Genomic DNA, 26,615 nt, shown 5'->3' with positions numbered 1-26,615 from the left:
AACCATCACTTTTGATTCCACGCCCTACCGAATCGCCCGCTCGATCCATCCCCCGCCCATCACCACATCCTCCCGGTAACAAACCACCGCCTGACCGGGCGTCACCGCCGACACCGGTTCATCAAACCGCACCTCAAAACCGCCCTCAGCCCCGCGCACCCTGCCCGGCACCGGCCGCGAGTTGTAACGCACCTTCACCTCGCAACCCACCCAGTCCTCAGGCAACACTGGCTCGTGCCACGTCACCTGATTCGCCGTCGCGCCCTCCGCCAGCAACTCGTCCTGCGTCCCAACCGTCACCGTGTTCGTAACCGGGTCCTTATCCACCACATAAATCGGATAACCCAGCGCCAGGTTCACCCCCCGACGCTGACCGATCGTGAAGTGCTGCTGACCCGGATGCTCTCCCAACTGCTTCCCACGGCTGTCAACAATCGGCCCCGGCCGCACCCGCCCGGGCTCCGACCGCTTCTTCACCAGACGCGCGTAATCGTTATCCGGCACAAAGCAGATCTCCTGACTGTCCGGCTTGTTGAACACCGGCAGCCGATGTCGCTCCGCCACCGCCCGCGTCTCATCCTTTGTCAAACCCCCAACCGGCAACAGCATCTGCGCCCGCCGCTCCGCCGACGCCCCAAACAGCACGTAACTCTGATCCTTGTGGTCATCCACCCCACGCATCAAACGAGGCTCACCCTCCCGCCGCTCGATCCTCGCGTAATGACCCGACGCCACAAAATCCGCATCGATCGACCGCGCATAGTCATGCAGCTTCCCGAACTTCAGCCAGTCATTACACCGCACACAAGGATTAGGCGTCCGCCCCGCGTGATAGGCATCCACGAAGTAATCGATGATCCGCCCGAAATCCGCCTTGAAGTTCAACACATAAAACGGAATACCCAGCATCGCCGCCACCAGCCGCGCATCCGACGCATCGTTCACCGAACAACACCCCTGCTTGCCGATCCGCACCTTCGACGGCTCGCAGCCCTCCTCCGACAGGTTGTCGTACTCAATCTCGTTGTCCCGGTCCGACCCCAGCCGCATGAAACACCCCACCACCTCGTAACCCGCCTCCTGCAGCAGCACCGCCGCCACAGAGCTGTCTACGCCGCCGGACATCGCCAGCACAACCTTCTTGCCTCGACCTTCAGACATATCCCAATCTTACCCGTGTTCATCCGCCTCGAAGCCCCTGTAAGATGGTTAATCCACCGCTGTGGCCACCAAAATCCGCAGCCGTGTGTAATAAAGGGTGTTGGGCCCCGACCAATGCTCTGACGAACCCCCCAACCGCCCCGGCCGTAAACCGCCCGAGGCCGACGAGCCCCACAGCGCGACCACACAGGCCGCCGCCACGACCGACAGGAGATACCCCATGCGTACCATCCGCTCCCAGTCCCGCCTCGGCCTCTCCGCCGCAGCCCTGCTCTCAGCAGCCCTGCTGCCGGCCTCCCCCCTGCTGGCCCAGAGCACCCTCGAACTCATCCCCGAGAACGCCCACATCGCCGTCACCATCCCCGGCCTCGACGAAGTCACCACCCGACTCGACACCATCCAGCAGGCCATCCCCGCCATCCCCCTCGCCGAAGCCGTGCAGAACATCAACGAGATGCTCGAAGAACTCGGACCCGGCTACGACGCCAGCCGACCCGCCGTCATCGTCATCCCCAACGTCATGATGATCGCCCCCACCGCCCAGATGGGCCAGCCCGCCTTCGTCGCACTCGTCCCGGTCAGCAACTACGACAGCTTCGTCGAAAACATGGGCGGCTCCGGCTCCGACGCCATCACCCAGATCTTCCCGCCCGACAGCCCCCCCATGCACGTCAAGAAGCTAGGCGACTACGCCGCACTCAGCCCCAACCAGGTCACCATCCAGGGCTACCAGCCCGGCAACCAGAACTCGCCCGCCATCAACCAGCTCCCCGACGCCCTCGAACAAACCCTCGATGGCTCCGCCGTCGGCTTCTACATCAACCTCGAAGCCCTCAGCCCCATCGCCCTGCCCTTCGTCACCATGGGCCTCGACACCCAGATCAACCAGATCGAGATGCAGCTCAGCGGCACCGACATGGACGACGCCACCATCGATCAAACCATCGGCTCCTTCAAACTCTTCGGAGCCGCCGTCAAGCAGCTCCTGAACGACGCCAACGCCGCCGTCTTCGCCATCAATCTCACCGATGACGCCGCCACCATCGACACCGCCATCCAGATGAAGTCCGGCTCCTTCATGACCTCCATCTTCCCAGGCGACGCCAACCTCGAAGGTGCCTTCGGTGTCCTGCCGAACCGACCCAGCGTCTCCACCCTCGCCATCGATACCAAAGCCCTCAACCTCGGCCTCTTCTACGAAACCATGCTCAATGTCGCCCCGGAGTTCGACGAGTCCTTCATCGGCCACGAACACTGGATCCCCATGGCCAAACAGATGAAACGCTACAGCGTCGCCACCTACCCACCAGCCCCCAACACCACGGCCAGCGGCCTCACCCAAACGGTCGCCAACATGATCCTCGACGATCCCGAGGCTGGCCGACAAGCTGTGGCGAACACCATCGATAGCGTCGACGGCCACGAGCAGGCCATGGGATCACAAGGCATCCGCGCCACTTACGAAGCCTCCCAACGACCCAACGCCGGCACCGCCGAAGGACTCGCCTACGACCAGTATTCCGTCGCGATGCAGATGCCTCCCGAAGTCGCCGCCGAACTCGGACCCATGGCCGGTTTCGTCCAGATGACCAGCAACTACTCCGGCTTCATGACCACCACCGAGGATTCCCTCATCGCCACCATGGTCCCCGACGAGAACCTCCTCGCCGAAGCCATCCGCGCCACCCGCCAGGCAGCCCCCGACCCCGAGTTCATCACCAACGCCCGCACCAACCTCCCCGCCGGACTCGCCGCCGAGGCCTACCTGAGCCCCTCAGGCCTGCTCCAGGTCCTCAACAACGTCCTCCCCGCCACCGGCATGCCCGCCATCGAAGACCCGGGCGACCTCAAACCCCTGGCCCTCGGTCTCGGCATCGACCAGAACAGCCTCGTCTATCGCATCCACATCCCCTACGACACCGCCGCCTTCATCGCCAACGAAGCCCAGAACGCCATGGGCCTCATGATGGGAGGCGGCATGACCCCACCCACCCCGCCAACTGCCCCACAGCAGATTCCCGGCGCACCACCCCGGTCGCCTTTCTAGGTCACAAAACGATCAATTCGAATCAAACAAAGACCAGGCCGCCCGACGAAAAAAGTCGGACGGCCTTCTGGCCATGCATATAGCTCGCTTCTACCTAGGTAGTTACCCACAATCAACACGCCAAAATAGCCCCTGACGGCTCTGAAAGGGGTTAGCTGAAATAGGCTTCGAAACAACCTAAACCTTCAATTCGCGCAATCCGATCTTTCCCTTTACTTGGAGCATCTTCGCTCCAGCCTATGAGCTAGGGAGACACCAACATGCGCCTGTGCCTGTCCAATTCACTGTTGGAAAGCCTAAAAAACACCAGCCGAACCACACTGCTCGCCGCCGCCATCCTCTGCGGACTCCTCCTCGGCTGGCCGGCCGCCGCCACCGCTGAAACCACGACACCCACCGCCCCGGCCGCCACCCAGCAGGCCGAGCCCCGCTCCCTCGCACAATGGCAGGCCGAGCTCGGCGCACCCGGCACCTTCACCGAACCCGCCCTCGCCACCTTCGACCGCCCCGAGTTCGGCCTCGCCGCCGCCAACACCACCGAACAGCCCGCCTACGAAACCAAGGCCAGCAACGACTGGATCGGCACCGCCGTCTGGGGCCTGACCGCCCTCTCGCTGCTGCTTACACTCGCCCTCGCCTACCACCTCGGCCGCAGCAAAGCGGATGAAGACGAAAAAGCCGGCTGGAAACTCACCGTCGGCGCCAAACTCTCCGCCGTCCTCGGCCTCCAGGCCACCCTTATCCTCCTCGTCAGCGCCATGGCCATCAACGGCATCTTCGAGATCGACAACAAATTCAAAGGCTACTCCACCGCCAACGCCCACAAAACCCACCTCGATGAACTCGAGCTCTGCGTATTGAGCCTCCGCCTCAACAGCCAGAAGTATCTCCGTCTTTACGAAGACAGCTACCTCATTAGCTACACAAAGTACGCCGGTAAGGCCGACAGCCTCCTCACCAAGCTGGAGCAAGACCTGACCGACCCCCAGCAGCAGGCCAGGCTCAAGTCGGCCCACGAACAGCTGGCCCTCTACGACGCAGCCTTTGTAGAGACAGTCACCGCCAGCGACATCCGTAACGGCATCCTCGAAAGCCAGCTGAATCAGACCGGTCCACGCCTCGCAAAGCTCCTGACAGCCATCAAGCAAACCGCCGCGCAGGACAACGATCACGCCGCCGCGATGGTGGCTTCGGAAACGCTCAGCAGTCTGAGCCTCGCCCGCATCGATGTGATGAAGTACCTCCAGTCACACGACATCAGCGATGAAAAGGCTGCGCTCGAGGACCTCGCCAAGGCCTACAGCGCCCTGGAACGCCTCGATCAGGAAATCCAGAACCCCACACGCAAGAAGTGGGTTCGCGAAACCATGGCAGGCCTCGCTTTCTACAGCGACAGGCTCGAAGCCATGAGCCAGGCCATCGAAAGAAGTGACGACCTCGTCTTCAACCAGCTCGACGTCTACGGCCCCCAGATCGCCGCCGCCGGTGAGGAGTTGATCCAAGAGCTGACCGTCGTCACCGATCAACTCAAAGCAGAGAACGACGCCACCACCGCCTCCACCATGACCTGGACGCTCATCACCAGCGGCTTCGCCATCCTCCTCGCCGTGGCCATCGCTACGATCCTCATCAAGCAGTTCACCGGAACCATCAGCGCTCTGCTCGGTACCGTCCGAGCCGTCGCCGCCGGCGACCTCACCGCCGAACCCCTCAACCCCAGGGGCTCCGACGAACTCGCCTCCCTCGGACGTGCGACCGACCGCATGAGTGAGTCGCTCCGCGAACTCATCGGCGAGGTCCGATCCTCCGCAGAAGGCGTTACCCAGGAGGCCACCCAGATCGCTGCCGCCTCCGAGGAAATCTCTTCCGGCATGACCGACCAGACCAGCCAGGTCTCTCAGGTCTCCGCCGCCATCGAAGAGATGTCCTCCTCAGTCATCGAAGTCGCCCGCAAGTCCGCCGACGCCTCCAAGGCCGCCGACGACTCCGGACGCATGGCCGAATCAGGCGGAGACACCGTCCGCCAGACCGTCGACGGCATGCAGGCCATCAACGACGCCGTCACCGACTCCTCGAAATCCGTCCAGGAACTCGGCAAGCGTGGCGAGCAGATCGGCGCCATCATCGAAGTCATCAACGACATCGCCGACCAAACCAACCTCCTCGCCCTCAACGCCGCCATCGAAGCCGCGCGAGCCGGCGAACACGGCCGCGGCTTCGCCGTCGTCGCCGATGAGGTCCGCAAACTCGCCGACCGAACCACCAAGGCCACCGAGGAAATCGGCGAGTCCATCGAGGCCATCCAGACCGAAACCACCGCCGCCGTCGATAAGATGGGCCGAGGAACCGCCCAGGTCGCCGAAGGCGTCAACCAGGCCACCGCCGCCGGCGAAAGCCTCGAAAAAATCGTCAACGCCTCCCGCGAGGTCGCCTCCATGATCCAGTCCATCGCTGCCGCCGCCGAGCAGCAGTCCGCCGCCGGCGAACAGGTCGCCCGAAGCATCTCCTCCATCCAGGTCATCACCGAGGAGTCCAACAAGGGCGCCCATCAGGCTGCCCAGGCCGCCACCACCCTCGCCTCCAAGGCTGAACAGCTCAACCTGCTCGTGACCAAGTTCAAACTGGACAAGGCCGGCTGACCCGCCTCCAAAACAGGCTCCCACCAAGCGGGATGTGCCTTAGGGCCGTCCCGTTTTTTCTTGCGCTAACACCCACCAAATCGCCCCGCCAAGCCCTGCTACATTGCACCCATGCAGAAGACCAACGTCCTCATCATCGGTGCCGGCGGCCGCGAACACGCACTCGGCTGGAAACTCGCCAAGTCCAAACGCTGCGGAAAACTCTACTTCGCACCCGGCAACGGCGGAACCGCCTCCCTCGGCGAAAACCTCAAACTCAACGTCGATCGCATCGACACCAAACTCGTCGACGACATCGACTACTTCTGCCGCAAGAACAACGTCACCCTCATCGTCATCGGCCCCGAAGACCCACTCGCCGCCGGACTCGCCGACCGACTCGCCAAAACCCCAGGCGCCAAAGACCGACGCGTCTTCGGACCCTCCGCCGAAGCCGCCAGACTCGAAGCCGACAAAGCCTGGGCCAAAGACCTCATGCGCGCGTGCTCCGTACCCACCGCCGACGCCAAGACCTTCACCGAACGATCCGCCGCCCTCGCCTACTGCGAAGCCCGCGAACTCCCCGTCGTCGTCAAAGCCTCAGGACTCGCCAAAGGCAAAGGCGTCATCGTCTGCGACAACAACGAGCAGGCCATGGAAGCCGTCAACCTCATCATGAAGGACAAAGCCTTCGGCGACGCAGGAGCCTCCGTCATCGTCGAAGAACGACTCGTCGGACAGGAAGTCTCTCTCCTCGCCCTCGTCGACGGACAGAACATCTACGTCCTCGAACCCGCCCAGGACCACAAGCAAGTCAAGGAAGGCGACAAAGGACCCAACACCGGCGGCATGGGCGCCTACACCCCCACACCTATCATCGACGACGCCACCATGACCACCATCGAAGCCGAAGTCCTCGTCCCCATCGTCGACGCCCTCCGACGAAGCGACATCGACTACCGAGGCGTCCTCTACGCAGGACTCATGCTCACCGCCGGCGGCCCCAAAGTCCTCGAGTTCAACTGCCGCTTCGGCGACCCCGAAACCCAGCCCCTCATGATGCGCCTCCAAGGCGACCTCCTCGACATCATCGAAGCCACCTGCGACGCCACCCTCGACAAAGTCCAGATCAACTGGGACAAACGCTGCTGCACCTCCGTCGTCATGGCCTCAGGCGGATACCCCGGCAGCTACCGCAAAGGCATCCCCATCACCGGCATCGAAGACGCCGAGCAGGACCCCGACGTCCGCGTCTTCCAGGCCGGAACCACCCTCAAAGACGGACAACTCGTCACCGATGGCGGTCGCGTCCTGAGCGTCTGCGCCATGGGCAACACCCTCGAAGAAGCCCAGCAGAAAGCCAACGAAGCCTGCGCCAAAATCAAGTTCGAAGGCGCCCACTACCGCAAAGACATCGGCTCCCGCGTCCTTAAAAACCAACCCAAACCCATCGAAACCGCCTGAGCCATCTCCCGGGTGCCACACCTTGTCCCGACGCCAGTTAGACCAGCGTGTGCCCATCACAAACAACCATCATTCAAAACAACAACACCCCACCAAACACAACCACCCCGACCACCCCCGCAGCCACCGAAGCCAGCAACACCCCACCCGCCGCCAGATCCTTCGCCCGCCGAATCCCAGGATGCTCCTCCAGCGTCACCACATCCGCCAACACCTCCACCGCCGTGTTCAGCGCCTCCGCCATCCACACCAACCCCATCGCCAACACCACCGCCACCCACGACCACCGATCAAGCCCCACCACCCCACCCAACACTACCACCAGAACCGACGCCAGCAGATGCACCCGCGCATGCCGCTGACTCGCAATCAGATCACCCACCCCCCGAAACGCACACCTAAAACTCCCAACCCAACCACGCCGCCACCGCCCCGGCGATGACACCTCACCACCGGACGACGCACTCGCACGCTCATCCTTCAAAATCAGCTCGCAGATTTCTCGCTTGGCGACGGCCGCGTCAGCACCTCATCCACCAGCCCGTAAGCCTTCGCCTCTTCCGCCGAGAAGAACTTGTCCCGCTCCGAATCTTCCTGGATCCGCTCCACCGGCTGACCCGTCTGATCCGCCAGCAACTGATTCAGCTCATCCTTGGTCTTCAGGATCTCTTCCGCCTGAATCTGCACATCCGTGGTCTGCCCGTAAATCCCCCCATAAGGCTGATGGATCATCACCTTTGCGTGCGGCAGACAATACCGCTTGCCCTTCGCTCCACACGCCAAAGTAAGCGCCCCACCCGACATCGCCTTGCCGATGCAGTACGTCGCGACATCCGAATCGATGTGATTCATCGTGTCGATCATCGCCAGCGTGTCATCCACCGCCCCGCCAGGCGAGTTGATGTACAGATTGATATCCACCCCCGGCTTCGTGTTCTGCAGGTGCAGCAGGCGCATGATCACACCCATCGCCGAAGCATGGTTGATCTCACCTACCAGAAAGATCACCCGGTTCTCGAGCAGCAACTCATCAATCGTCATCTCGCGATAACGCTGGTACGGCGCCGACAGCTGCGACGCCGGCATCGCCGGGTCATACATCCCAGCCGCTCCAGGCATCCGAGCCACCTGCCCCAGAACATCCATCGGATTGAAACCCGTCGACGAAAAATGCGGCTCTGTCATCGAATCATGTGCTCCGTGAAGCCGCCCCTCCAAACCCGCGATCACCGGCAAAGCCGGCAAACAGAAAGGAAGGGCGCAGTGAGGTTAAACAGTCCTTTGTCTATCGGATTGTATGACCTCACCGCACCCCATGTCAGACGAACCACTGAGCCGTGACCCATAACACACCAGAACCATGAACCCCAATCACTGCCGAAACCGAATCGACCACCACCACCCCACACAGAACAACGATCAGTCCTGATCGTGCTCCTCGTTATTCTCGATCATCGAACGCAGGTAGCTGTTCTCGCGACGCGTCGCCTCAAGATCAAACACCATGTACTTCAGCGACAACCGCAGATAATCCAGCGACTCCTGCAACTGCCCGATGCTCTTCTTCAACCGCGCGTGACGACCCTGCGTCTGCTCCGCCAGCCGCGTGAGCTTCTCACGCTCCGCCTCAGGCAGCGAAGAAATCTGGCTCATCAGCTCCGTCAACTTGGTCTGGAAGGTGTTCTCATCCATCGGGCACCTCTTTCTTTCTCTTTTCCATAACCGGGCGGGTCAAGCCCCAAGCAACGGCCAAACGCCAGACCGTCACGCACACCCCTCTATCAACGAAGCCCATGCCACAAACCCCAACCCACCCAAAACCCACGCTACTAAGCCATAAATTACTGTCAGAAATAGACTAATATCAAAAAAGCCGCCCATAACACCTGCCCCGCCTGTGCCACCTGCACAGCCCCGTCGCCCGATCACCACACCCCAGCACACGCGATCGCAATGCTAAACCATGATTTAAAAAACACTTACGTCAAGTGTGGCCGCCAGACCACACCCAGACCCCATCACACCCTCCACCACACCCCCGACACAACCCACACACCCCGACTCACCCCTTGATCTTCACCCGACCCGTCCCCCGAGCAATCTTCCCGATCCGGTACACCCGCTCGCCCAGCTTTCGCAGCCGCTCCGCGATCGCCTCCGCAAAGTGAGGCCGCACCACCAGCGTGTACCCGATCCCCATGTTGAACACCTTCAGCATCTCCTCCTCCGCCACATCCCCCCACCCCTGCAACGCCCCGAACACCGACGGCACCTCCCAAGACTTCCCGTCCAGCACCGCATCCAGATGCTTAGGCAGCGCGCGATTCAGATTCCCAGGCAGCCCACCCCCCGTGATATGCGCCATCGCTGACACCGGCTTCTTCACCGCATAACCCCGTAGCAGCCGCGTCACCGGCGACGCATACAGCCGCGTCGGCTCCAGCAGCACCTCGCCCAGCGTCCGCTCCGATCCCAACTCGCCATACACCCGATCCAGCTTCAGCCGCTTCCTCTTGATGATCGCACGCACCAGCGAATACCCGTTGCTGTGCACCCCCGAACTCCCAAGCCCCAGCACCACATCCCCCTGCTCCACCCGCACCGGGTCCACCGCCCGCTTCAACTCCATCACACCCACCGCAAACCCCGCCAGGTCGTAATGCCCCGCCTCATACAGGTCCGGCATCTCCGCCGTCTCACCCCCAAGCAAAGCCGCCCCGCACGCCCGACACGCTTCCGCCACCCCCGACACCACCTGCTCCACCAGCACCGGGTCCACTTTGTTCACCGCCATGTAATCCAAAAAGAAAAGCGGCTCCGCCCCCTGAACCGCCATGTCGTTCACGCTCATCGCCACGAGGTCCTGACCCACCGTCCGATGCTCACCCATCTCGATCGCCAGCAGCACCTTCGTCCCCACCCCATCCGTCGCCGCCACCAGCACCGGGTCCCTGTAATTCCGCTGAAACAGCCGCTCGTTGTAATCCAGCCGGAACAGCCCCGCGAAACCCCCATCATTCCCAAGCACCCGCTGGGTATGCGTTTTACGCAGATGCCCCATGATCCGCTGCACCGCCAGATCACCCGCCTCAATATCCACCCCCGAACCCGCATAAGACAGCCCCGAACCCTCTTTCGACCTCTTCGCCGACTGAGAAGACCGCGATCTCGACTGGCTGCTTTTCTGGCCCATACCCGCAGTGTACGAAACCTCGCACCCTCGGCTTCACTCTCACGCCACCACGCCTAAACTGACCACGGATCACCCAACCCGCCCGGCTCCAACCGATCCGACACAACCGCATGAACGACCACGCCAAAACCAAACTCGCCGCCCACGGCATCCGCTGCACCGAGCAGCGCGCCGCCATCTACGCCTGCCTCGAACAGAGCAAACAACACCCCACCGCCGAACAGCTCTACCAGATCGTCCTCTGCCAACACCCCCAGCTCAACGTCAGCCTCGCCACCATCTACAACTCCCTCGAAACCCTCTGCGACGCCGGCCTCGCCCGCAAACTCTCCGGACACACCGGCAAAGGCCCCGCTCGCTACGACGCCGACTGCCACTGCCACCCCCACCTCCGCGACCAGACCACAGGCGAGTTCGCCGACCTTCCCCACGACCTCGGCCGCGAACTCATGGACGCCATCCCCCAACAAACCCTCCAACGCATCCAACAAAAAACCGGCTACAAAATCGAACGCATCTGCCTCGAACTCATTGGCACCAAAAACAACAAATCCAAGTAACCAACAACCAACTGCATTCGAGCCGCGGTGTGTCACCGCGGCTGTGTTTCCAACTCCCAACTAGCCCAAGCCGGGTGCCACGCCAAAACCCCACCTCCTAAACCCGCGTCCTCAACGTGTAAAACACCCACTCACCCATCAACAACACCAACCCCGCCACCGCCAGATAACCCCACAACTCCGTCGGCACCGTCACCTCCACGACACCCCCGCCACCCCCCGACGCACCACCACCATCCGCCGCCACCCGCCGCAGATCACTCTCCGCCGGATCCAGCAGATTCACCGCCACCACCCCGTACAACGGTTCCACGTCACCCGCCGCCCGATACAACCCCACACGTTCCAGAGGCGGGAACACCAGCGACCCACCCTCATACGCGGCCACCACCCGCTCCGGCCCCTCGTAAACCACATCCACCGCCGCACCCCCGCCCGGCCGCGGGATCGACCACGCCTCTCCCGCCGACACCGACAGCACCCCCGTCTCACCCTCACCCCCGGCCCCCAGATAACGCAGCGCATTATCAAAGAACACCGGGAACCCAACCATCACAGGCCAGTTACTCCGCAGCGGATCAAAAGCCGCCACCACATGCCGCTGCGTCCCCACCCGCACCTCCGCCATCAACGGACCCGAAGCCGACGTCGCCAGCACCCGAGCCCCCTGCGGCAACACCAGCCGACCCGCATCCCGCAACAGCAGGTCATCAAACGACACATGACGCAGCAGCGGATGCCCACGCCGCCAGTCCAGCAGCCGCGTCGTGAGCGCCTCCCCCTCACCCCGCTCCACCAGTTCCAACCCCGCAATCCCCGGCACCACCCCAAACGACAGGCTCGGCCGCTGCGGAATCCCCACCGGCTCCAACCGATCAAAAATCCACACATCCGCCGCCAACGCCCCAGGCGTGTCCAGCACCGACAGATCCCCCACCGTCACCCGCTCGATCCCCGCCGCCTCGAGCGCGTGCTCCATCAACCGGTTCCCCTCCGAAACCAGCAGCACCGACGTCGTCCGCGAAGCCGCCACCACCAGATGCGCCCGATCATCCGCCACCAGCGCATCCACCCCATCATGCTCCACGCTCACCAGCGCCACCTCAGGCAGCTCCAGACTCAGACCCATCGCCTCCCGCCCCACAGCCCCCACACCAGCACCAGCCAGCGACACCTCCTGCGTCCGACGAACCTCGCCATCCACCCGAAAACGAACCGTCACGCTCCGAGCCTCGGCCCCGAAATTCGTCACCTGCGCAAACAACGCCACCCGCTCAGGCGACTCAGGATCCCGCCGCCCCGAGAACGCCGTGATCGCTACGTTCTCCGCCTCATCCATCGCCTCCGGATCCACCGGCACGAACACCACCTCCGCCCCATGCAGATCCAGCCGATCCACCACCTCCGCCTGATCCGATCCCCCATCACTCACCACATACACCGTCATCGCCGTCTCAGCCGCTGCCGCTTGCTCCGCCATCGGCTGCACCAGCCGTAGCGCCGGCAGCAGCCGCGTCGGCTCATCACTCCCCGACACCCCAGCAATCGCCGCCCGCAACAACCCCTTGTCCCCCGTCATCGTCTGCAACACCGTCGGCCGCATCGCATACCGAACCACCATCGCGCGCCCGCCGCCCTCCTCCACATCCAGTCGCTCCACCAGATCCTCAGCCACCGCCTGAGCCCGTTCCAGCCGCGTCTGCCCCGAAGCACTCCGAGCCCCCATCGACGCAGAAGCGTCAATCAGAATCACCGCCCGACCCGTCTCGATCGACAGCGCATCAATCACCGGCCGCGACAACGCCAACAACAAAACAACCAGCAACAACAACTGCAGCAGCAACAACCACGACCCCCGCAGCCGCTGAAACGGCGAGTTCACCTCAAAATCCTGAATCGCCTTCTGCCACAAAAGCGTCGAAGCCACATCCCGACGCTGACGACGCAGCTTCAAAAAATAAAGCACCAGCAACGCAGGAATCGCCACCGCCGCCGCGATCCCCGCCACCAACGGAGCCAGAAATGTCATCACCAGCTCCTTCCTAACTCAGCACCCGCTGCCGCCGAAGCGGATCCAGAATCGTCCGATCCACCGACGCACTGCTGTCCGCAAACAGATAAGCCATGTCCCGATTCAAACAACCCTCCCGCACCGACTCCCGAAACGCCTCCAGCCGCAGCTGATAACGCTTCAACAACCCAGGCGACACCGACACCTCCGCCTCCATCCCATCCTCAGCATCCCGAAGCCGCAGATCACCCGTAATCCCGTGCGCACTTGGTGACAACTCCTCCGGACTCAGCACGTGAATCAGCATCGCATCCCATCGCGGGTGCATCAGATACCTCAGCCCCTCCGCCGCATCACCCTTATGCAGCATGTCCGAAATCAGAATCAAAATCCCGGGCGTCCGATGCGTCGCCCCAATCAGCCGAAGCGACCCCGCAGCATCCACCGACTCCACCTCACCCTCAATCTCCGAACCCATCCCCGCCATCGGCTCCAGCATCTCCAGCAGCCGCGGCAAATCCCGATGCCCACGCAAACCCGTCAGCCGCTGAATCGACCCGGGATCCCCAGCCCGACTCCCCGGACCATCAAACGCCAGCACACTCAACCGATTCTGATGCGTCAGCGTCACATACCCAAGCGCCGCCGCCGCCCGCGCCGCAAACAACAACTTCGACGGCTCCCCAAACCGCATCGACATCGACTGATCAATCACCACCGTCACCGACAGATCCTCCTCCTCCATGAAGATCCGCAGAAACAACCGATCGAGCCGCGCGTACAGATTCCAGTCGATAAACCGCAGGTCATCCCCCACCACGTAAGGCCGATAGTCCGCAAACTCCACCGACTGACCACGACGCTTCGACCGCCGCTCGCCCGGCAGCCCACCACGCAATAGCTTCCGCGACCGCACATCCAGGCGATCCAGTCGCGCCATCAACTCAGCCGGCAGCAGTTCAGACGTTACCGCCATCAATCACCTCGCTCGCTCACGCCACACCCGGAACACCCGCCGCCTCAGCCGGCAGCTCATTCACCAGATCCTGAATCACGAGATCAGGCGTGATCCCCTCCGCCGTCCCCTCGAAGTTCATCAGCACACGATGCCGAAGCGCATCCCCCAAGGCCCCACGAATATCTTCGACCGCCACATGCACCCGACCCTCCAAAAGCGCCCGCGCCTTGCCCGCCAGAATCAGCGACTGAGCAGCCCGGGGCGAAGCCCCAAACCGCACAAACTGCTTCACCATCTTCGTCGCCACCTCACTCGTCGGATGCGTCGCCAGCACCGCACGCACCGCATAATCCCGCACCGTCGGCGCCGCGATCACGCTCCGCACCAACCGCTGATGAGCCAGAATTGTCTCCCCATCCAACACCGGCTCCACCTTCGCCTCCTCCGATCCCGTCGTCCGATCGATGATCTCGTGCAACTCCCCGCGACTCACAAACCCAACCTCCAGCTTGAACAGAAAACGATCCAGCTGCGCCTCAGGAAGCGGGTACGTCCCCTCCTGCTCGATAGGGTTCTGCGTCGCCATCACCAGGAACGGCTTGGCCATCGCATACGTCCCGCCGGCCCCGCCCGACACCGTCACGCTCCGCTCCTGCATCGCCTCCAGCATCGCCGACTGCGTCTTTGGCGTCGCCCGGTTGATCTCGTCCGCCAACACAATCTGGCTGAAGATCGGCCCTTTACGAAACTGAAAATCCCGCACCGTCTGGCCCTGCTCATCGCGACCCTCCACCACGATCGTCGTCCCCGTGATGTCAGCAGGCATCAGGTCAGGCGTGAACTGAATCCGCGAGAAATCCAGCGACATCGCCTCCGCCAGCGTTCGCACCAGCAACGTCTTACCCAGCCCCGGCACACCCTCCAGCAGCACATGCCCCCCCACAAACAGCGCCGTCAGCGCCCCATCCACCACCGCCTGCTGACCCACAATCACCCGCGTCACCTGCTCGCGAATACGCTGATAATCCGCACGAAAACGCTCTGCCTGCTCCATCGTTGCCGACTCACTCATAACACACTCCCTGCTTCAGGAATCTCTGCCTTCACGATGAGTCCCCCTTCTGACGACGACGCGCCGCCAGCAACCGCCCCGTCAAACCCTCACCCTCCGACCCCTCCGCTTGCCCCGTCGCCCCCTCACGATCCCCGCCGCCTGCCGCCCGCTCGCTCCGCCCACCACCCGACACCGACTCCGCAACCGGCCGCGGCTTCGGCCTGGCTCGCTCAGCAGGCTCAGCCTGCACCCGAGACGACACCTGCGGCGCACGCTCCGCCTCCTCCACCACCGACCCCCGCATCCGCTTCGTCTTCAGCGCCGAAAGCGTCCGCTCCGCCGCATCCGCCGACACCACTCGCCGACGCTGCCAACCCGCACGCACCATCGCCACCATCTCGCTCCCGTTCCACGCAATCCGCCGCGACGCCACATCCATTAACAACACCGGCAGCAACCCCAGCAGCAGATAAGGCCAAAGCGACCTAGACCAGTCGATCGAAAACGATCGATCCCGCGCAAACAGATTCGGCTCCGCCCCCACCGAAGCATCCAGCACACGACCACCCGTGATCTCCGCCACCTGCGCCAACAACTCATCGTTCGACGAAAAACTCGACAACTCCGCCCCCGCCGGCCGCGTCGCCCCACCCACCACCAGCCGCGACCCGCCCGCAGGATCATCCACCCGAAGCGATACGATGTAACTCCCCTGCTGCTCCGCCCGCGTCTCCCCCTCATACAACCCCGGCCCGACCTGACGAAGCTCCACCGCCATCGGCTCCTGATCCGGACCGATCACCGCCCCATAAGCATCCAGGAAATCCGCGAACGTCCCCGACCCGTCCCCCGACAACGCCGCATCCAACCGAATCACCAGCCGATCACCCCGCCGCTCCGTCGTCAGCTCCAGCTCCCGAGACGCCGAAGGCCTCGCAATCGTCCGGATCATCCGCGCCCAGAAATCCGAATACCCCTCCCACGTCATCCAGTCCACCGCCCACCGATTGTGCGCATCCGACGTGAACGCCGCCGAACGACCCAACCCCACCTGCCAGTGCGCCAGAAGCGGCTCACCCTCCGAGCCCACCAGAGCATTCACCACCCGCGCATCCGGCCGCGGAGCCGTCAGCACCAACCCACGAAGCCTCGGAAACGCAGCCATCCCCCGAATCACAGGCGACGACGCCGAAACCACCGCCGGCACAAACGGCTCCTCCTTGATCAGGTTCCGACGAATCGTCGTCGCCTCCTTGATGAAAATCTCCGGCAGCCGATTCGCATCCACCACCGGGTAGTAAGACCCCGACCCCGCATCCGCCAGCGTCTGCAGCAACTCCGCATCGTGCCCATCCCCCACACCGATCGTCGACATCGTGATCCCCGCCGCCGACATCCGCTCCACCAGCCCGCGATAACTCCCGCCCACAGGCGGCGTCGACTGACCGTCCGTCAGCAGAATCACGTGCTTGATCGACGTGTCCTGCACCGTCAACGGCGCCAGCTGCCGATACGCCAGCTCCAAACCGCTGTAGATGTTCGTCCCCCCACCCGACGTAATGCTCCGCACCCGATTCGTCGTGACCTCCGAATCCACATTCACCTGCAACGGCACCACCGCCGTCGCCGTGCCGTCAAACGCCACCACACCCACCATGTCCTGCGGGTAAAGCGTCGAGATCGCCAGCACCGACGCCTCGTTCGCCAACTCCTGCTGCGTGTACCCCGTGTTCCCCACCTGACTGCCCATCGACCCCGACCGGTCAATCACAATCACCAGCGCACCCGTCGGCAGCACCGTCTGCGAGGGAATCTCACAACGCACCGGCAAAATGTTCCGGTCCAGAATCGAATGCGTCCAACCACCCGCGCCAAAACTGTTCGGCCCACCGATCATGATCAGACCCCCACCCGTGTCGTGCACATACCGCGCCAAGGTCTGCTGCTGCGCAACACTCACATCACTCGCCGGCACATCTTGAAGCACCACCGCGTCAAAACGCTGAATATCATCCAGCCGCGACGGCATCGCTCGAGGCGGAATCACCTCCGTCTCGATCCCATGCTCCGCCAACGCCTCAGGCAGAATCAGCCCGTAAGGCAAACCCACCCGATCCACAATCAGAATCCGCCCCTGACCCTGCACCAGCGTCACCGCTTCCGCACGATTGTTCGTCACCACCGTGTCCCGACCCGACTCCGGCTCAAACACCGCCTCGAACCGCGCCGCCCCCACATCCTCCAACGGCACATCCACCTGACGCACCAACAAAAATCGCGCCGCCTCATCCACACCCTCCGCGACCGACGTCTCCGTCGTCCACTGCTCACGACGAACCGCCAGCCCCACCCCCTCCGCCGCACCATTCAGATCCAGACTCCGGCCCGCCTGACGCAGCACGATCTCACCCGCCGACGGCCGCGTCGCCCGCAGCACCACACGCACCGGCACCGTCTGACCCCGCCGAGCCTCAGCAGGCGTGACCACCGCATCCACCCGAACCTCATCGTCCACCCGATACCGCACCGGCAGCACATCAATCGGAATCCCAAGCCCCCGCGCCTCCCGCGCCGCCGCCAGCACCGCCGCCGAAGACGTCACCGCATCCAGACCCGCATCCGCCGTGTGATTCCCATCACTCACCAGCACAATCCGACGACCACTGTCAGCCGGAAACAACGCCACCGCCGAACGCAGCGCCGCCGCCAGATCACTCCCCGACTCCGTCACCGAAAACACATCCGCATCCACCGGACGCACCGCCGCAGGAATCCGCCGCACCGTCGGCCGACGGTCAAACGCCACCACCGCCAAACGATCATCCGTCCGACGATCCCCCGACAACCGACTCAGCGCCTCCACCACCCAGCCCTCATACGTCACCGGCCCCGAACCATCGTCCGACGCCCGCGCCGCAAACGTCCGCACCGATTCCGATTGATCCACCACCGCCACCACCGTCAGCGTGTCCTCACCCCAAACCGACCGCATCCCCGACAACGCCCCTACCAGCAACACCAGCACCACCAGCCGCAAACCGATCGACACCCACCGCCGCACGGGATCAAACCCCGTCATCCCCACCAGACCCAGCCATACAATCGGCAACGCCAACAACAACAGCAACAGACGCTCGGGGTGGTCGAAACTCAAGGCGCTTCAGATCCCTCACCCGAAGAACCCGCACCACCACCACCCGCCTCCGGCAACTGCTCGAAATAACGCTGAATCGCCCGGTGATACCGACGCGGAACACGATCCTCCGACACCGCTCGCTCCGCCGAATCCCGAGCCTCCTGGACCGTCTGGTCAAAACGCATCCGCGACGTCGCCTCCGTCGGACCCCCATTCGGACCCCACGACGTAATCACCCGACCCGGCTGACTCTCCCGCAGATCATCCGTCGTCTCAGGCGTGTACCCCGTCACCTCCGTCGGCGTATCTCCCAACACCTCATTCCCCTCGCCATACCCACCCTCCCGACCCCCCATGCCCCCTTCGCCACCCTCGCCCATCCCCTCACCTTCCCGACCACCCTCCTGACCGCCCTCTGCCGACGCCATCCGATCCAGCGCCTCCAGCGCCCGCTGCCGACCCTCCGCCAACTCCTCCGCGCTCCGCTGCGCCCCACCCATCTGACGCATCCGCTCCTGCGCACCCGCCGCCGCACCACCCTCGCCCTGCCCCTGCTCGATCGCACGACTCAAACGCTCCAGCGCCTGAGACAACCCCTCGGTGCTCTCACTGTTCTGCCCCTGCTGCTCCGACTGCTCCATCGCCTCCTGCGCAGCCTGAGCCATCTGCTCCGCCATCTGTTCCGCCCGCTCCCGCGCCTCCTCCATCGACTCGCCCTCCCGACGCATCTGCCGGGCCAGCTCGTCCACCGCCATCTCCCGCATCGCCTCGGGATCGAAGTTCTGATCCCGCAATTCCTGAATCTGCTCCTCCGACATCCCCGCCTCCTGCAGCATCTGCTCTAGCTCCGACTCGGCCACCTCCGACCGCTCCTGCTGCTGATCTGATATCTCCTGCAGCTGCTCCGCCAGATCATCAAACTGCTCGGCCAAGGCCTGACGCTCCGCGTCCGTCATCTCCTCGCTCGCCAGCTGCTCCTCCATCTCACGAAGCGCCTCCACCGCCGAATCAAAATCCCCCCGACGAAGCGCCTCCGTCAACTCCTGCGCCCGACCCGGCTCCGGCAGATCGAGCCGCGACAGATCGTTCGCCAGCGACTCCGCCTGCTCCACCGACTGCTCCTGCGCCGCCGCCAGATCCTGCTCCAGCTCCGAAACCACCGCCTCCGCCTCATCCCGAAGCTCAGGCCGCGCCGTCCCCGCCTCCGCCAACTCCGCCATCCGAGCCAACATCTCCTCCCGCGCCGCCGCATCCGCCAGATCCCGCTCCTCCTCCCGCAGCTCACGCAACAGCCGCACCGCCTCCTCCTCCGCCGCCCGCTCCGCCTCCGTCTGCTCCGGCTCCACCCCAGCCACACCCCCCAGCGAATCATCAGCTTCCACCTCCACCGCAGGGATCAGCCACCAACCCGCCGCGAACACCACCAGCCCCACACCCACCAGCCGCCACCCCCACCCAAACCGTAGCGGGATCGCCCCCGACACCGGCCGCCCACCCGAAGCCTCCTCCGCCTCCGCTAATACCCGCCGACCAAAATCCGTCTCCCCCTCCACACCCGCCGACACATACAACGCCGTCGACAACCGATCCCGCAAACCCAACCGATCATCCAGCACCGCCGCCAGCCGCGCCCCCGACGGACGAACCGCCCACGCCCACACCACCGCCGCCACCAACGCCAACCCAGGCATCACCCCGTACAACCACGGCTCGATCACATAACCCGCTCGACGCTCCAGCAACAACAACCCCAACCCCACCAACACCGCCGCCCCCAGCAAAAAACCCAGACGCACCAACGCCTCCACCACCACTGCACGACGTTGAGCTCTTGCCAGTAAGCGACCGACTCGCGACATACCCACGGACTCCTCTCTCCATGGTATGCCACCCCGCCCCCACAGGTTCGCCCTAATCCCCCGCCACCGCCTCACGAACCCGCTTGAGCACCCCCAAAAGCGCCACCGCAGCCTCCACCGTCAGCATCGATGACCCATCCGACATCGCCGCCGAAGGCTCAGGATGCGCCTCAATAAACACCGCATCCGCACCCGCCGCCACCGCTGCCTTCGCCAACGTCGCCGCCCGCTCCGGCCGCCCGCCCGACGCCTGACCCTGACCCCCAGGCTGCTGCGTCGAATGCGTCGCATCAAAACACACCGGCACCCCCAGCTCCATCAAATCCGCAAACCCCGCGATGTCATTCACCAACCGGTGATACCCAAAAAACGTCCCCCGCTCCGTCAACAGGATTTTGTCCTCACCCGCCCCCGACTCCTTCAGCTTCGTCACCACATTCACCATCTCGCCAGGCGACATGAACTGACCCTTCTTCGCATTCACCGCCTTCCCCGTCCCCGCCGCCGCCACCAGCAAATCCGTCTGTCGACACAAAAACGCCGGAATCTGCAGCAGATCCACCACGCCCGCCACCGCCTCCGCCTGACCCGGCTCGTGAATGTCCGTCGTCACCGGCACCCCCAGCTCCGCCCGCGCCGCCGCCAGCATCTCCAGCCCCTTTTCCAACCCTGGCCCCCGAGGCGTATGAATCGAAGACCGATTCGCCTTGTCAAACGACGCCTTGAACACATACGAAAGCCCGAGCTCCTCGCACCGAGCCTTCATCGCCCGCCCCACCGCCATACAAAGCTCAAGACTCTCAGCCATGCACGGCCCGGAGATCACCGTCAACGGCCGACCCGCACCCACTTCCACACCATCCAGACGCATCACCCCACTCACGACTTCGCCGCCGCTTCCGCCTGACCCAGAATCGCCACCGACGCCGAACAACCCAGCCGATCCGCACCCGCCTCCAGCATCCGCTGCGCATCCTCATACGTCCGAATCCCACCCGCCGCCTTGATCTTCAGCGTCCCCCCATGTTTCTTCATCAGCCGAAGCGCCTCCACACTCGCACCCCCCGCCGGATGCTTGCCCGTCGACGTCTTAATAAAGTCCGCCCCCGACTCCCGGCACGCCAGACACGCCGCCGCGATCCGCTTCTCCGCCAGGGCCTCATCCGCATCCTTCATCAGATACGCCGACTCCACAATCACCTTCACCACCACCGACGACCGCACCGCCCGCGCCGCTGCGATCACCTCCGCAAACTCCGCCCGCGCCGCCTCCGCATCCGCCTTCATCAGATCAGGCAGATACGCCACGATGTCGATCTCATCCGCCCCGTCCTTCGCCGCAATCGTCGCCTCAATCGCCGCCGCCCCGATCTTGCACAACCCACTCGGAAAATTCACCACCGAACACGTCAGCGACGAACTCCCCGCCAGCCGCTCCGCCACCCGAGCCACATAACGACCCGACACACACGCCGAAGCAAAACCATGCTCCAAAGTCTCATTGATCAAACGATCAATCGCTTCGGGTTCGGCTTCAGGCGTCAGATTCGTATGGTCAATCAGCGAGGCCAGCGACAACGGCAGTCTCCTCAAAAGCAGTCATAAAACGCTCCACCGCCGCATCGTATCGAGCCCCATCCACCCCGGCCAAATCCAGATGCGTCCCGCCCTCAAACACCACCAGCTCCGAATCCGCCGCCGCAGCCGCAATCGCCCGAGCCGATGCCACAGGACACACCGGATCCTCATCCCCATGCAGCACCAGCACAGGCAAATCCAGCTTCCCCACATCCCGCGCTGTATCGATGTCATCCACGACCGGCCAGATCCAAGGCTGCAACCACCGCACCAACCCCACGATCGGCTTCTCCGGACACCCAATATGCCTCACGATCCCATCGATCGGCTCCCACCACAGCCGATACGAACCATCCAGAATCACACCCCGCACCCGGTCCTTCATCGCCGGCAGCACCGCCGCCCGCACACTAATCACCGCACCCATCGAACACCCGTAAAGCACCACCCCTCGATCCCGCAAACCCTCTGGCAGCTGATCCACGATCTCCACCAGATCAAAAGGCTCACGCATCGCAAACGTCAGCTTCCGATCCGTCGAGTCCCCGTGCGCCGAAACGTCATACACCACCACCGCCGAAGCATGACGAGCCACAAATGTCGCCAACTGCAACATCCGCAGCCGACCATCCCCAAACCCGTGACTCATAACCACCACCGGCCGCTCCGGACAATCACCCCGGATCACCCACCCAGGCGTCTCCGTCCCCCGCTCGTACCGAAACACCACCTCCTCCCCCGCCAAACCCAGATCCGCAGGCTCGGCCGGATGACCACGACCCACCGCCCACGCTCGACGCACCCGAGGCGGGTGACGCAGCCGCCAATACAAAAAGCCCGAGGTCGCACCCCACAGCACCAGCAGGCCCACAACCAGCAGAATCCCAAGACCGACCATCCCACTAGCATAGAGATTCACAACCACCCCACAGGATCACCAACCATGACCGCCCCCTACGCCCAATGGCTCGACCACGCCATCGCCGAAGCCGAAACCGGCCGCGACCAGGGCGGCATCCCCATCGGATCCGTCCTAGTCGACGCCCAAGGCCAGATCATCGCCCGCGGACACAACCGCCGCGTCCAGGACAACGACCCCACCGCCCACGCCGAAGTCGTCTGCATCCGCAACGCCGGACGACGAACCGACTGGAAACAACTCACCCTCGTCTCAACCCTGAGCCCCTGCATCATGTGCACCGGAACCACCCTCCTCTTCAAAATCCCCAGAGTCGTCATCGGCGAAAACGACACCTTCACCGGCGCCGAAGAACTCATGCGCTGGAAAGGCGTCGAACTCATCCACCTCCACGACCCCCGCTGCATCCAACTCATGAAAACCTTCATCGCCGAACAACCCGATCTCTGGAATGAAGACATTGCCGTCTGAAAACGAAAACGCCAGCCAACCTCATAAATCTTGGCATCCCCTGCCTCAAGGCCGTATCTTTTAGAAGATTCGCCTGCCGGAAGACCCATATCTGTAAGCCACAAGGAACATACATGCACCCGCGCCGAGCCTTCACCCTCATCGAACTGCTGGTCGTCATCAGCATCATCGCCCTGCTTATCGGCATCCTCCTCCCCGCCCTCGGAGCCGCCCGAAACACCGCCCTCGAAGTCAAGTGTAAGGTCAATGGCCGCAGCATGATGCAGGCCTACGCCGCCTACACCACCGACAACAACGACTTCACACCACGCTACGGCAGGTTCACCTACGCCACCGCTGAGTCAGGCCTGGAAATGGGCGTCTTCCCGGGCTACTGGAGCGAAGAACTCACGCGCGACGAACTCGGCCAGCGAGCCGTCAACAGCCCCATGATCGAAAGATCCGCCCTCGCCCCCTACCTCGCCGACCTCTCCGACCTCGTCTGCCCCTTCTACGAACGCATGGTCGATGGCGGCATCGAAGGCTCCAACATCTCCAACCCCGGACAAATGTACTTCAGCTACACCTACAACTTCAACATGGACCGCGTCCTCTCCAACCCCGACGCCACAGGCGGCTACGAAGGCGAGTCCATCAGCCGCGTCTCCCAGGTCGCCGACGCCTCAGGCATGGCCGTCTTCACCGAAGAAAACCCCTGGCGACACCCGCGACTCGCCGGCTTCTTCGGCTACATCAACGACGGAGCCTTTGTCCCCTACGCCAGAGAAACCCTCAAGTGGCCCAACGTCGACACCCTCGCCACCTTCCACGGCTCACAGAGCCCCGGCCGCTACTCATCCAGCGGCTACAACCCCAGAGCCGGCGAAGTCGGAGAAGGACTCAACAACGGCGTCGGACACGTCGCCTTCCTCGATGGACACGTCGAAGGCGTCCCCGCCGATCAATCCATCGAAGTCTGCTTCGACGGCGAAGCACCCACCAACGGCCGAGCCGGCGGACAACGCGGCTAACGAGCCTAGTACATCCTCCCCAGCCCACGGCAATCAGCGAGCCGGGCCGTGTCGGCCCGGCTTTCTCATAACCAATAAACAAGGGTGGCTGTGGGCACGCCCCGTGCCCACAGAACCAAACAATTAGAGAGGCTAGTTATGATTAAGGATAGCTCTCGTACGTAAACTCAAATCGATATACCCTATCCAACGGATTTGATGTTTTTACGGATAGCAGCCATCTGAGTATCGACTGTTTCTTTATCGTTGTAGCCCAACTTCTCGCCTTCTCTCAAGATTTTATCAAATATATTCAGAAAATCCTGACCGGGGCCCATCGGATCTAAAACACCTCTGTAGACGTGATACTGACCACTCTCAACATGGTCTGCCGCAAGATCTGCCAACATGCCCATGACTACAAACCTGACGGGCGTGCCTTCGTTCAATACTTTGTTGTACTGTCCCTGATTCTTGATGATTCTCTGTTCTACGATGGGACGAATAATACGAAAGGCCTCTGTGTCAAACTGATACTCCAATTCATCCAAGATTCCAATTGCCGCCTTGACAGATTTAGGTAAAAAAAAGCGTGTGATTGGATTCATCTCTCAGAAGCCTTGAACTAGAAGCATGGGAAAGATCTCAGGCCATATAGTACTTGCGTAAAATCAACGACCTTACCCCACCACCTCATCAAACACCCGCACCGCCGTCCCCGCCTCAGGCTTGAAGTCATCCCCCAACAATGACAACTCCGCCTCCAGCGCACCCAAAGCCACCCGCGTGTCCTCCGCATCCACGTAACCCATATGCGACAACCGGAAAACCCGACCCTTCCACTTATCCCCACGCCCATCCTGCCCACCCGCCAGATGCACGCCATGCTTGTCACGCACCGCCGCACGCAAGGCAGAATCATCAACCCCAGACGGATAGTAAGCCCCCGTCACCGAATCCGAAGGACTGTGACTCACCAGCGACAAACCCATCGCCTTCAACGCAGCCCGCGTCCCCTCCGCCAGCAACCGCGTCCGCCGATGCGTCGCCTCCAACCCCACGCCCAGAATCATCTCGCACGCCACCTTCTGCGCCCGAATCAAAGACACCGGAGGCGTAAACGGCACATCGTTCTTCGCATGACTCTTCACCCACTTCCGCAAATCAAGATTGTAATAAGGCCCCGGCTGAACCTCATCCAGCCGCCGCAGCGCCCGCTCGCCCAGGCCCACAAAACCCAACCCGGGCGGCAACATCATCGCCTTCTGCGAACCCGTCACCAACACGTCAATCCCCCACGCATCCTGCTCAACCGGCATCGCCCCCACCGACGTGATCCCGTCAACCAACAGCAACGCATCCGTCTTCTGAACAACCTCCGCAATCCGCTTCGCATCCGAAACCGTCGCCGTCGACGTCTCGCTGTGCACCAGCGTCACCACCGAAATCTCAGGATGATCCTTCAGCGCCTGCTCAACCTGCGCCGGGTCCACCGCATGACCCCAGTCCACATTGATCCGCACCTGCTCCACGCACAGTGCCTTGGCATACGTGTCGTAGACATCCTGCCAGCGCTCGCCAAACTTCCCACCCGCAATCGTCAACGCCTTGCTCCCCGGCTTCACCAGCGAGACCTGCGCCGCCTCATACGAGGTCGTCCCCGAACCCGCGATCGACAACACCGGGCCCGAGGTCACGAAAAGCTTCTGCAGCATCTCGGACAACTCAGCAAAGATCGCCTGAAAAGCCTTTGTCCGGTGATGAATGATCGGCTTGGCCATCTCAGCCAGCACCTCAGGCGGAACAGCCGTAGGACCGGGAGTTAACAGACGCTGTTTCGGAGCAACCGCAGTCGACATAACAGACTCACAAATAAAAGGTGCGGATCACACTGGCGAGGGAACCCGAAAGAAGGACCGCCGCCCAGCCAGGACAGCAGCTCCCCCGCCCGAGCCACACATCATACCACCCCCAAACCGAACCGGCCGAACCCCATTCACGCCCGCTCCAAAGCCGACATCGCCTCATCCAGCGTCTCAACCACCGCCAGATCAGCCAACGCCCGAGCCCGCGCGAAACGCGTCTCCAGCAGATGATCAAAAAAGTCCACCAACGGCGTGTAAAAACCCTCGTGATTCAGCAGCACAATCGGCTTCTCGTGATACCCCAGATACCGAAGCACCAGAATCTCCGACAACTCCTCCAGCGTCCCCAGCCCCCCAGGCAACGTCAGAAACGCATCCGCCCGACGCTCCATCTCCGCCTTCCGGGGACGCATGTGATCTGTCCAGATCAGCTCATCCGCCTCCTCGTAGGCGACTTCGGTGACGCGCATGGACTCCGGAATCACACCCTCCACCCGCCCGCCCCGGTCATGCACCCCGCGAGCCACCTCACCCATCAACCCGATCCCACCACCCCCATAAACCAGCACGTGACCCCCCTCCGCCAGCCGACGACCCGTATCCCGGGCAAGCTCCAGAAACGACCGGTCAACATCCGCCGAAGAAGCGCAGTACACACAGATCTTCACAACCAAACTCCTTTGCCCCCCGAACAGGACCGCCCAGCTTAATCCATCGCAGATGCCCCGATCC

The 26,615-nt window shown here is 63.0% G+C and carries 22 protein-coding genes; 6 read left to right on the top strand and 16 right to left on the bottom strand.

Going from position 1 to position 26,615, the window contains the following annotated elements:
• Window positions 1-24: 24 nt before the first annotated feature.
• Window positions 25-1,161 (bottom strand): tRNA 2-thiouridine(34) synthase MnmA, encoded by a 1,137-nt coding sequence (gene mnmA / locus ACQZAB_RS08210; protein WP_428388777.1) that lies wholly within the window; start codon window positions 1,159-1,161, stop codon window positions 25-27.
• Window positions 1,162-1,381: 220 nt separating this feature from the next.
• Here mnmA and ACQZAB_RS08205 point away from each other — a divergent pair, with 220 nt between their 5' ends.
• The 3 genes from ACQZAB_RS08205 to purD all read left to right on the top strand — a co-directional run bounded on the left by ACQZAB_RS08205 (window position 1,382) and on the right by purD (window position 7,290).
• Complete coding sequence (locus tag ACQZAB_RS08205) at window positions 1,382-3,208, top strand: hypothetical protein (protein WP_428388776.1); 1,827 nt, start codon at window positions 1,382-1,384, stop codon at window positions 3,206-3,208.
• Between the two features lie 287 nt (window positions 3,209-3,495).
• Complete coding sequence (locus ACQZAB_RS08200; RefSeq protein ID WP_428388774.1) at window positions 3,496-5,847, top strand: methyl-accepting chemotaxis protein; 2,352 nt, start codon at window positions 3,496-3,498, stop codon at window positions 5,845-5,847.
• 111 nt (window positions 5,848-5,958) lie between these two features.
• The gene (gene purD, locus ACQZAB_RS08195; protein ID WP_428388772.1) at window positions 5,959-7,290 is read left to right on the top strand and encodes a phosphoribosylamine--glycine ligase; all 1,332 of its coding nucleotides are present in this window, start codon (window positions 5,959-5,961) and stop codon (window positions 7,288-7,290) included.
• A 73-nt stretch (window positions 7,291-7,363) separates the two neighbouring features.
• Here the strand turns inward: purD and ACQZAB_RS08190 are convergent, their stop codons facing one another.
• The 4 genes from ACQZAB_RS08190 to purM all read right to left on the bottom strand — a co-directional run bounded on the left by ACQZAB_RS08190 (window position 7,364) and on the right by purM (window position 10,483).
• Window positions 7,364-7,735 (bottom strand): diacylglycerol kinase family protein, encoded by a 372-nt coding sequence (locus tag ACQZAB_RS08190; protein ID WP_428390149.1) that lies wholly within the window; start codon window positions 7,733-7,735, stop codon window positions 7,364-7,366.
• 41 nt (window positions 7,736-7,776) lie between these two features.
• Window positions 7,777-8,475 (bottom strand): ClpP family protease, encoded by a 699-nt coding sequence (locus tag ACQZAB_RS08185; protein WP_428388770.1) that lies wholly within the window; start codon window positions 8,473-8,475, stop codon window positions 7,777-7,779.
• Between the two features lie 234 nt (window positions 8,476-8,709).
• On the bottom strand, window positions 8,710-8,982 hold the full coding sequence (locus tag ACQZAB_RS08180) for a hypothetical protein (protein WP_428388768.1): 273 nt from the start codon (window positions 8,980-8,982) through the stop codon (window positions 8,710-8,712).
• A gap of 370 nt (window positions 8,983-9,352) precedes the next feature.
• A complete protein-coding gene (gene purM, locus ACQZAB_RS08175; protein WP_428388767.1) occupies window positions 9,353-10,483 on the bottom strand; it encodes a phosphoribosylformylglycinamidine cyclo-ligase in 1,131 nt (376 codons plus the stop codon).
• A gap of 110 nt (window positions 10,484-10,593) precedes the next feature.
• Between purM and ACQZAB_RS08170 the strand changes: the two genes are divergently transcribed.
• Complete coding sequence (locus ACQZAB_RS08170; protein ID WP_428388765.1) at window positions 10,594-11,043, top strand: Fur family transcriptional regulator; 450 nt, start codon at window positions 10,594-10,596, stop codon at window positions 11,041-11,043.
• Between the two features lie 97 nt (window positions 11,044-11,140).
• Here ACQZAB_RS08170 and ACQZAB_RS08165 read toward each other — a convergent pair whose 3' ends face one another.
• The 8 genes from ACQZAB_RS08165 to ACQZAB_RS08130 are packed head-to-tail and all read right to left on the bottom strand — an operon-like array spanning window position 11,141 to window position 22,537.
• A complete protein-coding gene (locus tag ACQZAB_RS08165) occupies window positions 11,141-13,072 on the bottom strand; it encodes a vWA domain-containing protein (protein ID WP_428388764.1) in 1,932 nt (643 codons plus the stop codon).
• 13 nt (window positions 13,073-13,085) lie between these two features.
• Window positions 13,086-14,030, bottom strand: coding sequence for a DUF58 domain-containing protein (locus ACQZAB_RS08160; RefSeq protein ID WP_428388762.1), 945 nt, complete (start codon window positions 14,028-14,030; stop codon window positions 13,086-13,088).
• Between the two features lie 16 nt (window positions 14,031-14,046).
• Entirely contained in the window at window positions 14,047-15,084 is a 1,038-nt protein-coding gene (locus ACQZAB_RS08155; RefSeq protein ID WP_428388760.1) for an AAA family ATPase, read from the bottom strand.
• Window positions 15,085-15,115: 31 nt separating this feature from the next.
• Window positions 15,116-18,220 carry a VWA domain-containing protein gene (locus ACQZAB_RS08150; RefSeq protein WP_428388758.1) on the bottom strand — a complete coding sequence of 1,035 codons (3,105 nt, stop codon included), beginning with the start codon at window positions 18,218-18,220 and terminating at the stop codon, window positions 15,116-15,118.
• Window positions 18,217-20,061 (bottom strand): hypothetical protein, encoded by a 1,845-nt coding sequence (locus ACQZAB_RS08145; protein WP_428388756.1) that lies wholly within the window; start codon window positions 20,059-20,061, stop codon window positions 18,217-18,219. The genes ACQZAB_RS08150 and ACQZAB_RS08145 overlap by 4 nt, the downstream gene beginning before the upstream one ends.
• 52 nt (window positions 20,062-20,113) lie before the next feature.
• Window positions 20,114-20,932: a 3-deoxy-8-phosphooctulonate synthase gene (gene kdsA, locus ACQZAB_RS08140; RefSeq protein WP_428390148.1), complete on the bottom strand. Its 819-nt coding sequence runs from the start codon at window positions 20,930-20,932 to the stop codon at window positions 20,114-20,116.
• A gap of 8 nt (window positions 20,933-20,940) precedes the next feature.
• Complete coding sequence (gene deoC / locus ACQZAB_RS08135; RefSeq protein WP_428388754.1) at window positions 20,941-21,639, bottom strand: deoxyribose-phosphate aldolase; 699 nt, start codon at window positions 21,637-21,639, stop codon at window positions 20,941-20,943.
• A complete protein-coding gene (locus tag ACQZAB_RS08130; RefSeq protein WP_428388752.1) occupies window positions 21,617-22,537 on the bottom strand; it encodes an alpha/beta hydrolase in 921 nt (306 codons plus the stop codon). The genes deoC and ACQZAB_RS08130 overlap by 23 nt, the downstream gene beginning before the upstream one ends.
• A gap of 45 nt (window positions 22,538-22,582) precedes the next feature.
• Here ACQZAB_RS08130 and ACQZAB_RS08125 point away from each other — a divergent pair, with 45 nt between their 5' ends.
• Entirely contained in the window at window positions 22,583-23,029 is a 447-nt protein-coding gene (locus tag ACQZAB_RS08125; RefSeq protein WP_428388751.1) for a nucleoside deaminase, read from the top strand.
• Window positions 23,030-23,142: 113 nt separating this feature from the next.
• Complete coding sequence (locus ACQZAB_RS08120) at window positions 23,143-24,039, top strand: type II secretion system protein (protein ID WP_428388748.1); 897 nt, start codon at window positions 23,143-23,145, stop codon at window positions 24,037-24,039.
• Window positions 24,040-24,221: 182 nt separating this feature from the next.
• Here ACQZAB_RS08120 and ACQZAB_RS08115 read toward each other — a convergent pair whose 3' ends face one another.
• The 3 genes from ACQZAB_RS08115 to ACQZAB_RS08105 form a co-directional block, all read right to left on the bottom strand.
• Complete coding sequence (locus tag ACQZAB_RS08115) at window positions 24,222-24,626, bottom strand: hypothetical protein (protein ID WP_428388746.1); 405 nt, start codon at window positions 24,624-24,626, stop codon at window positions 24,222-24,224.
• 72 nt (window positions 24,627-24,698) lie between these two features.
• A complete protein-coding gene (locus tag ACQZAB_RS08110; protein ID WP_428388744.1) occupies window positions 24,699-25,877 on the bottom strand; it encodes a pyridoxal-phosphate-dependent aminotransferase family protein in 1,179 nt (392 codons plus the stop codon).
• A 137-nt stretch (window positions 25,878-26,014) separates the two neighbouring features.
• A complete protein-coding gene (locus ACQZAB_RS08105; RefSeq protein ID WP_428388741.1) occupies window positions 26,015-26,551 on the bottom strand; it encodes a TIGR00730 family Rossman fold protein in 537 nt (178 codons plus the stop codon).
• Window positions 26,552-26,615: the final 64 nt, after the last annotated feature.

The sequence above is a fragment of the Mucisphaera sp. genome (assembly GCF_965279675.1).
Lineage (GTDB): Bacteria > Planctomycetota > Phycisphaerae > Phycisphaerales > Phycisphaeraceae > Mucisphaera.
The sequence above is the reverse complement of the archived record's forward strand: the minus strand, read 5'-3'. Positions and strand labels throughout refer to the sequence as shown.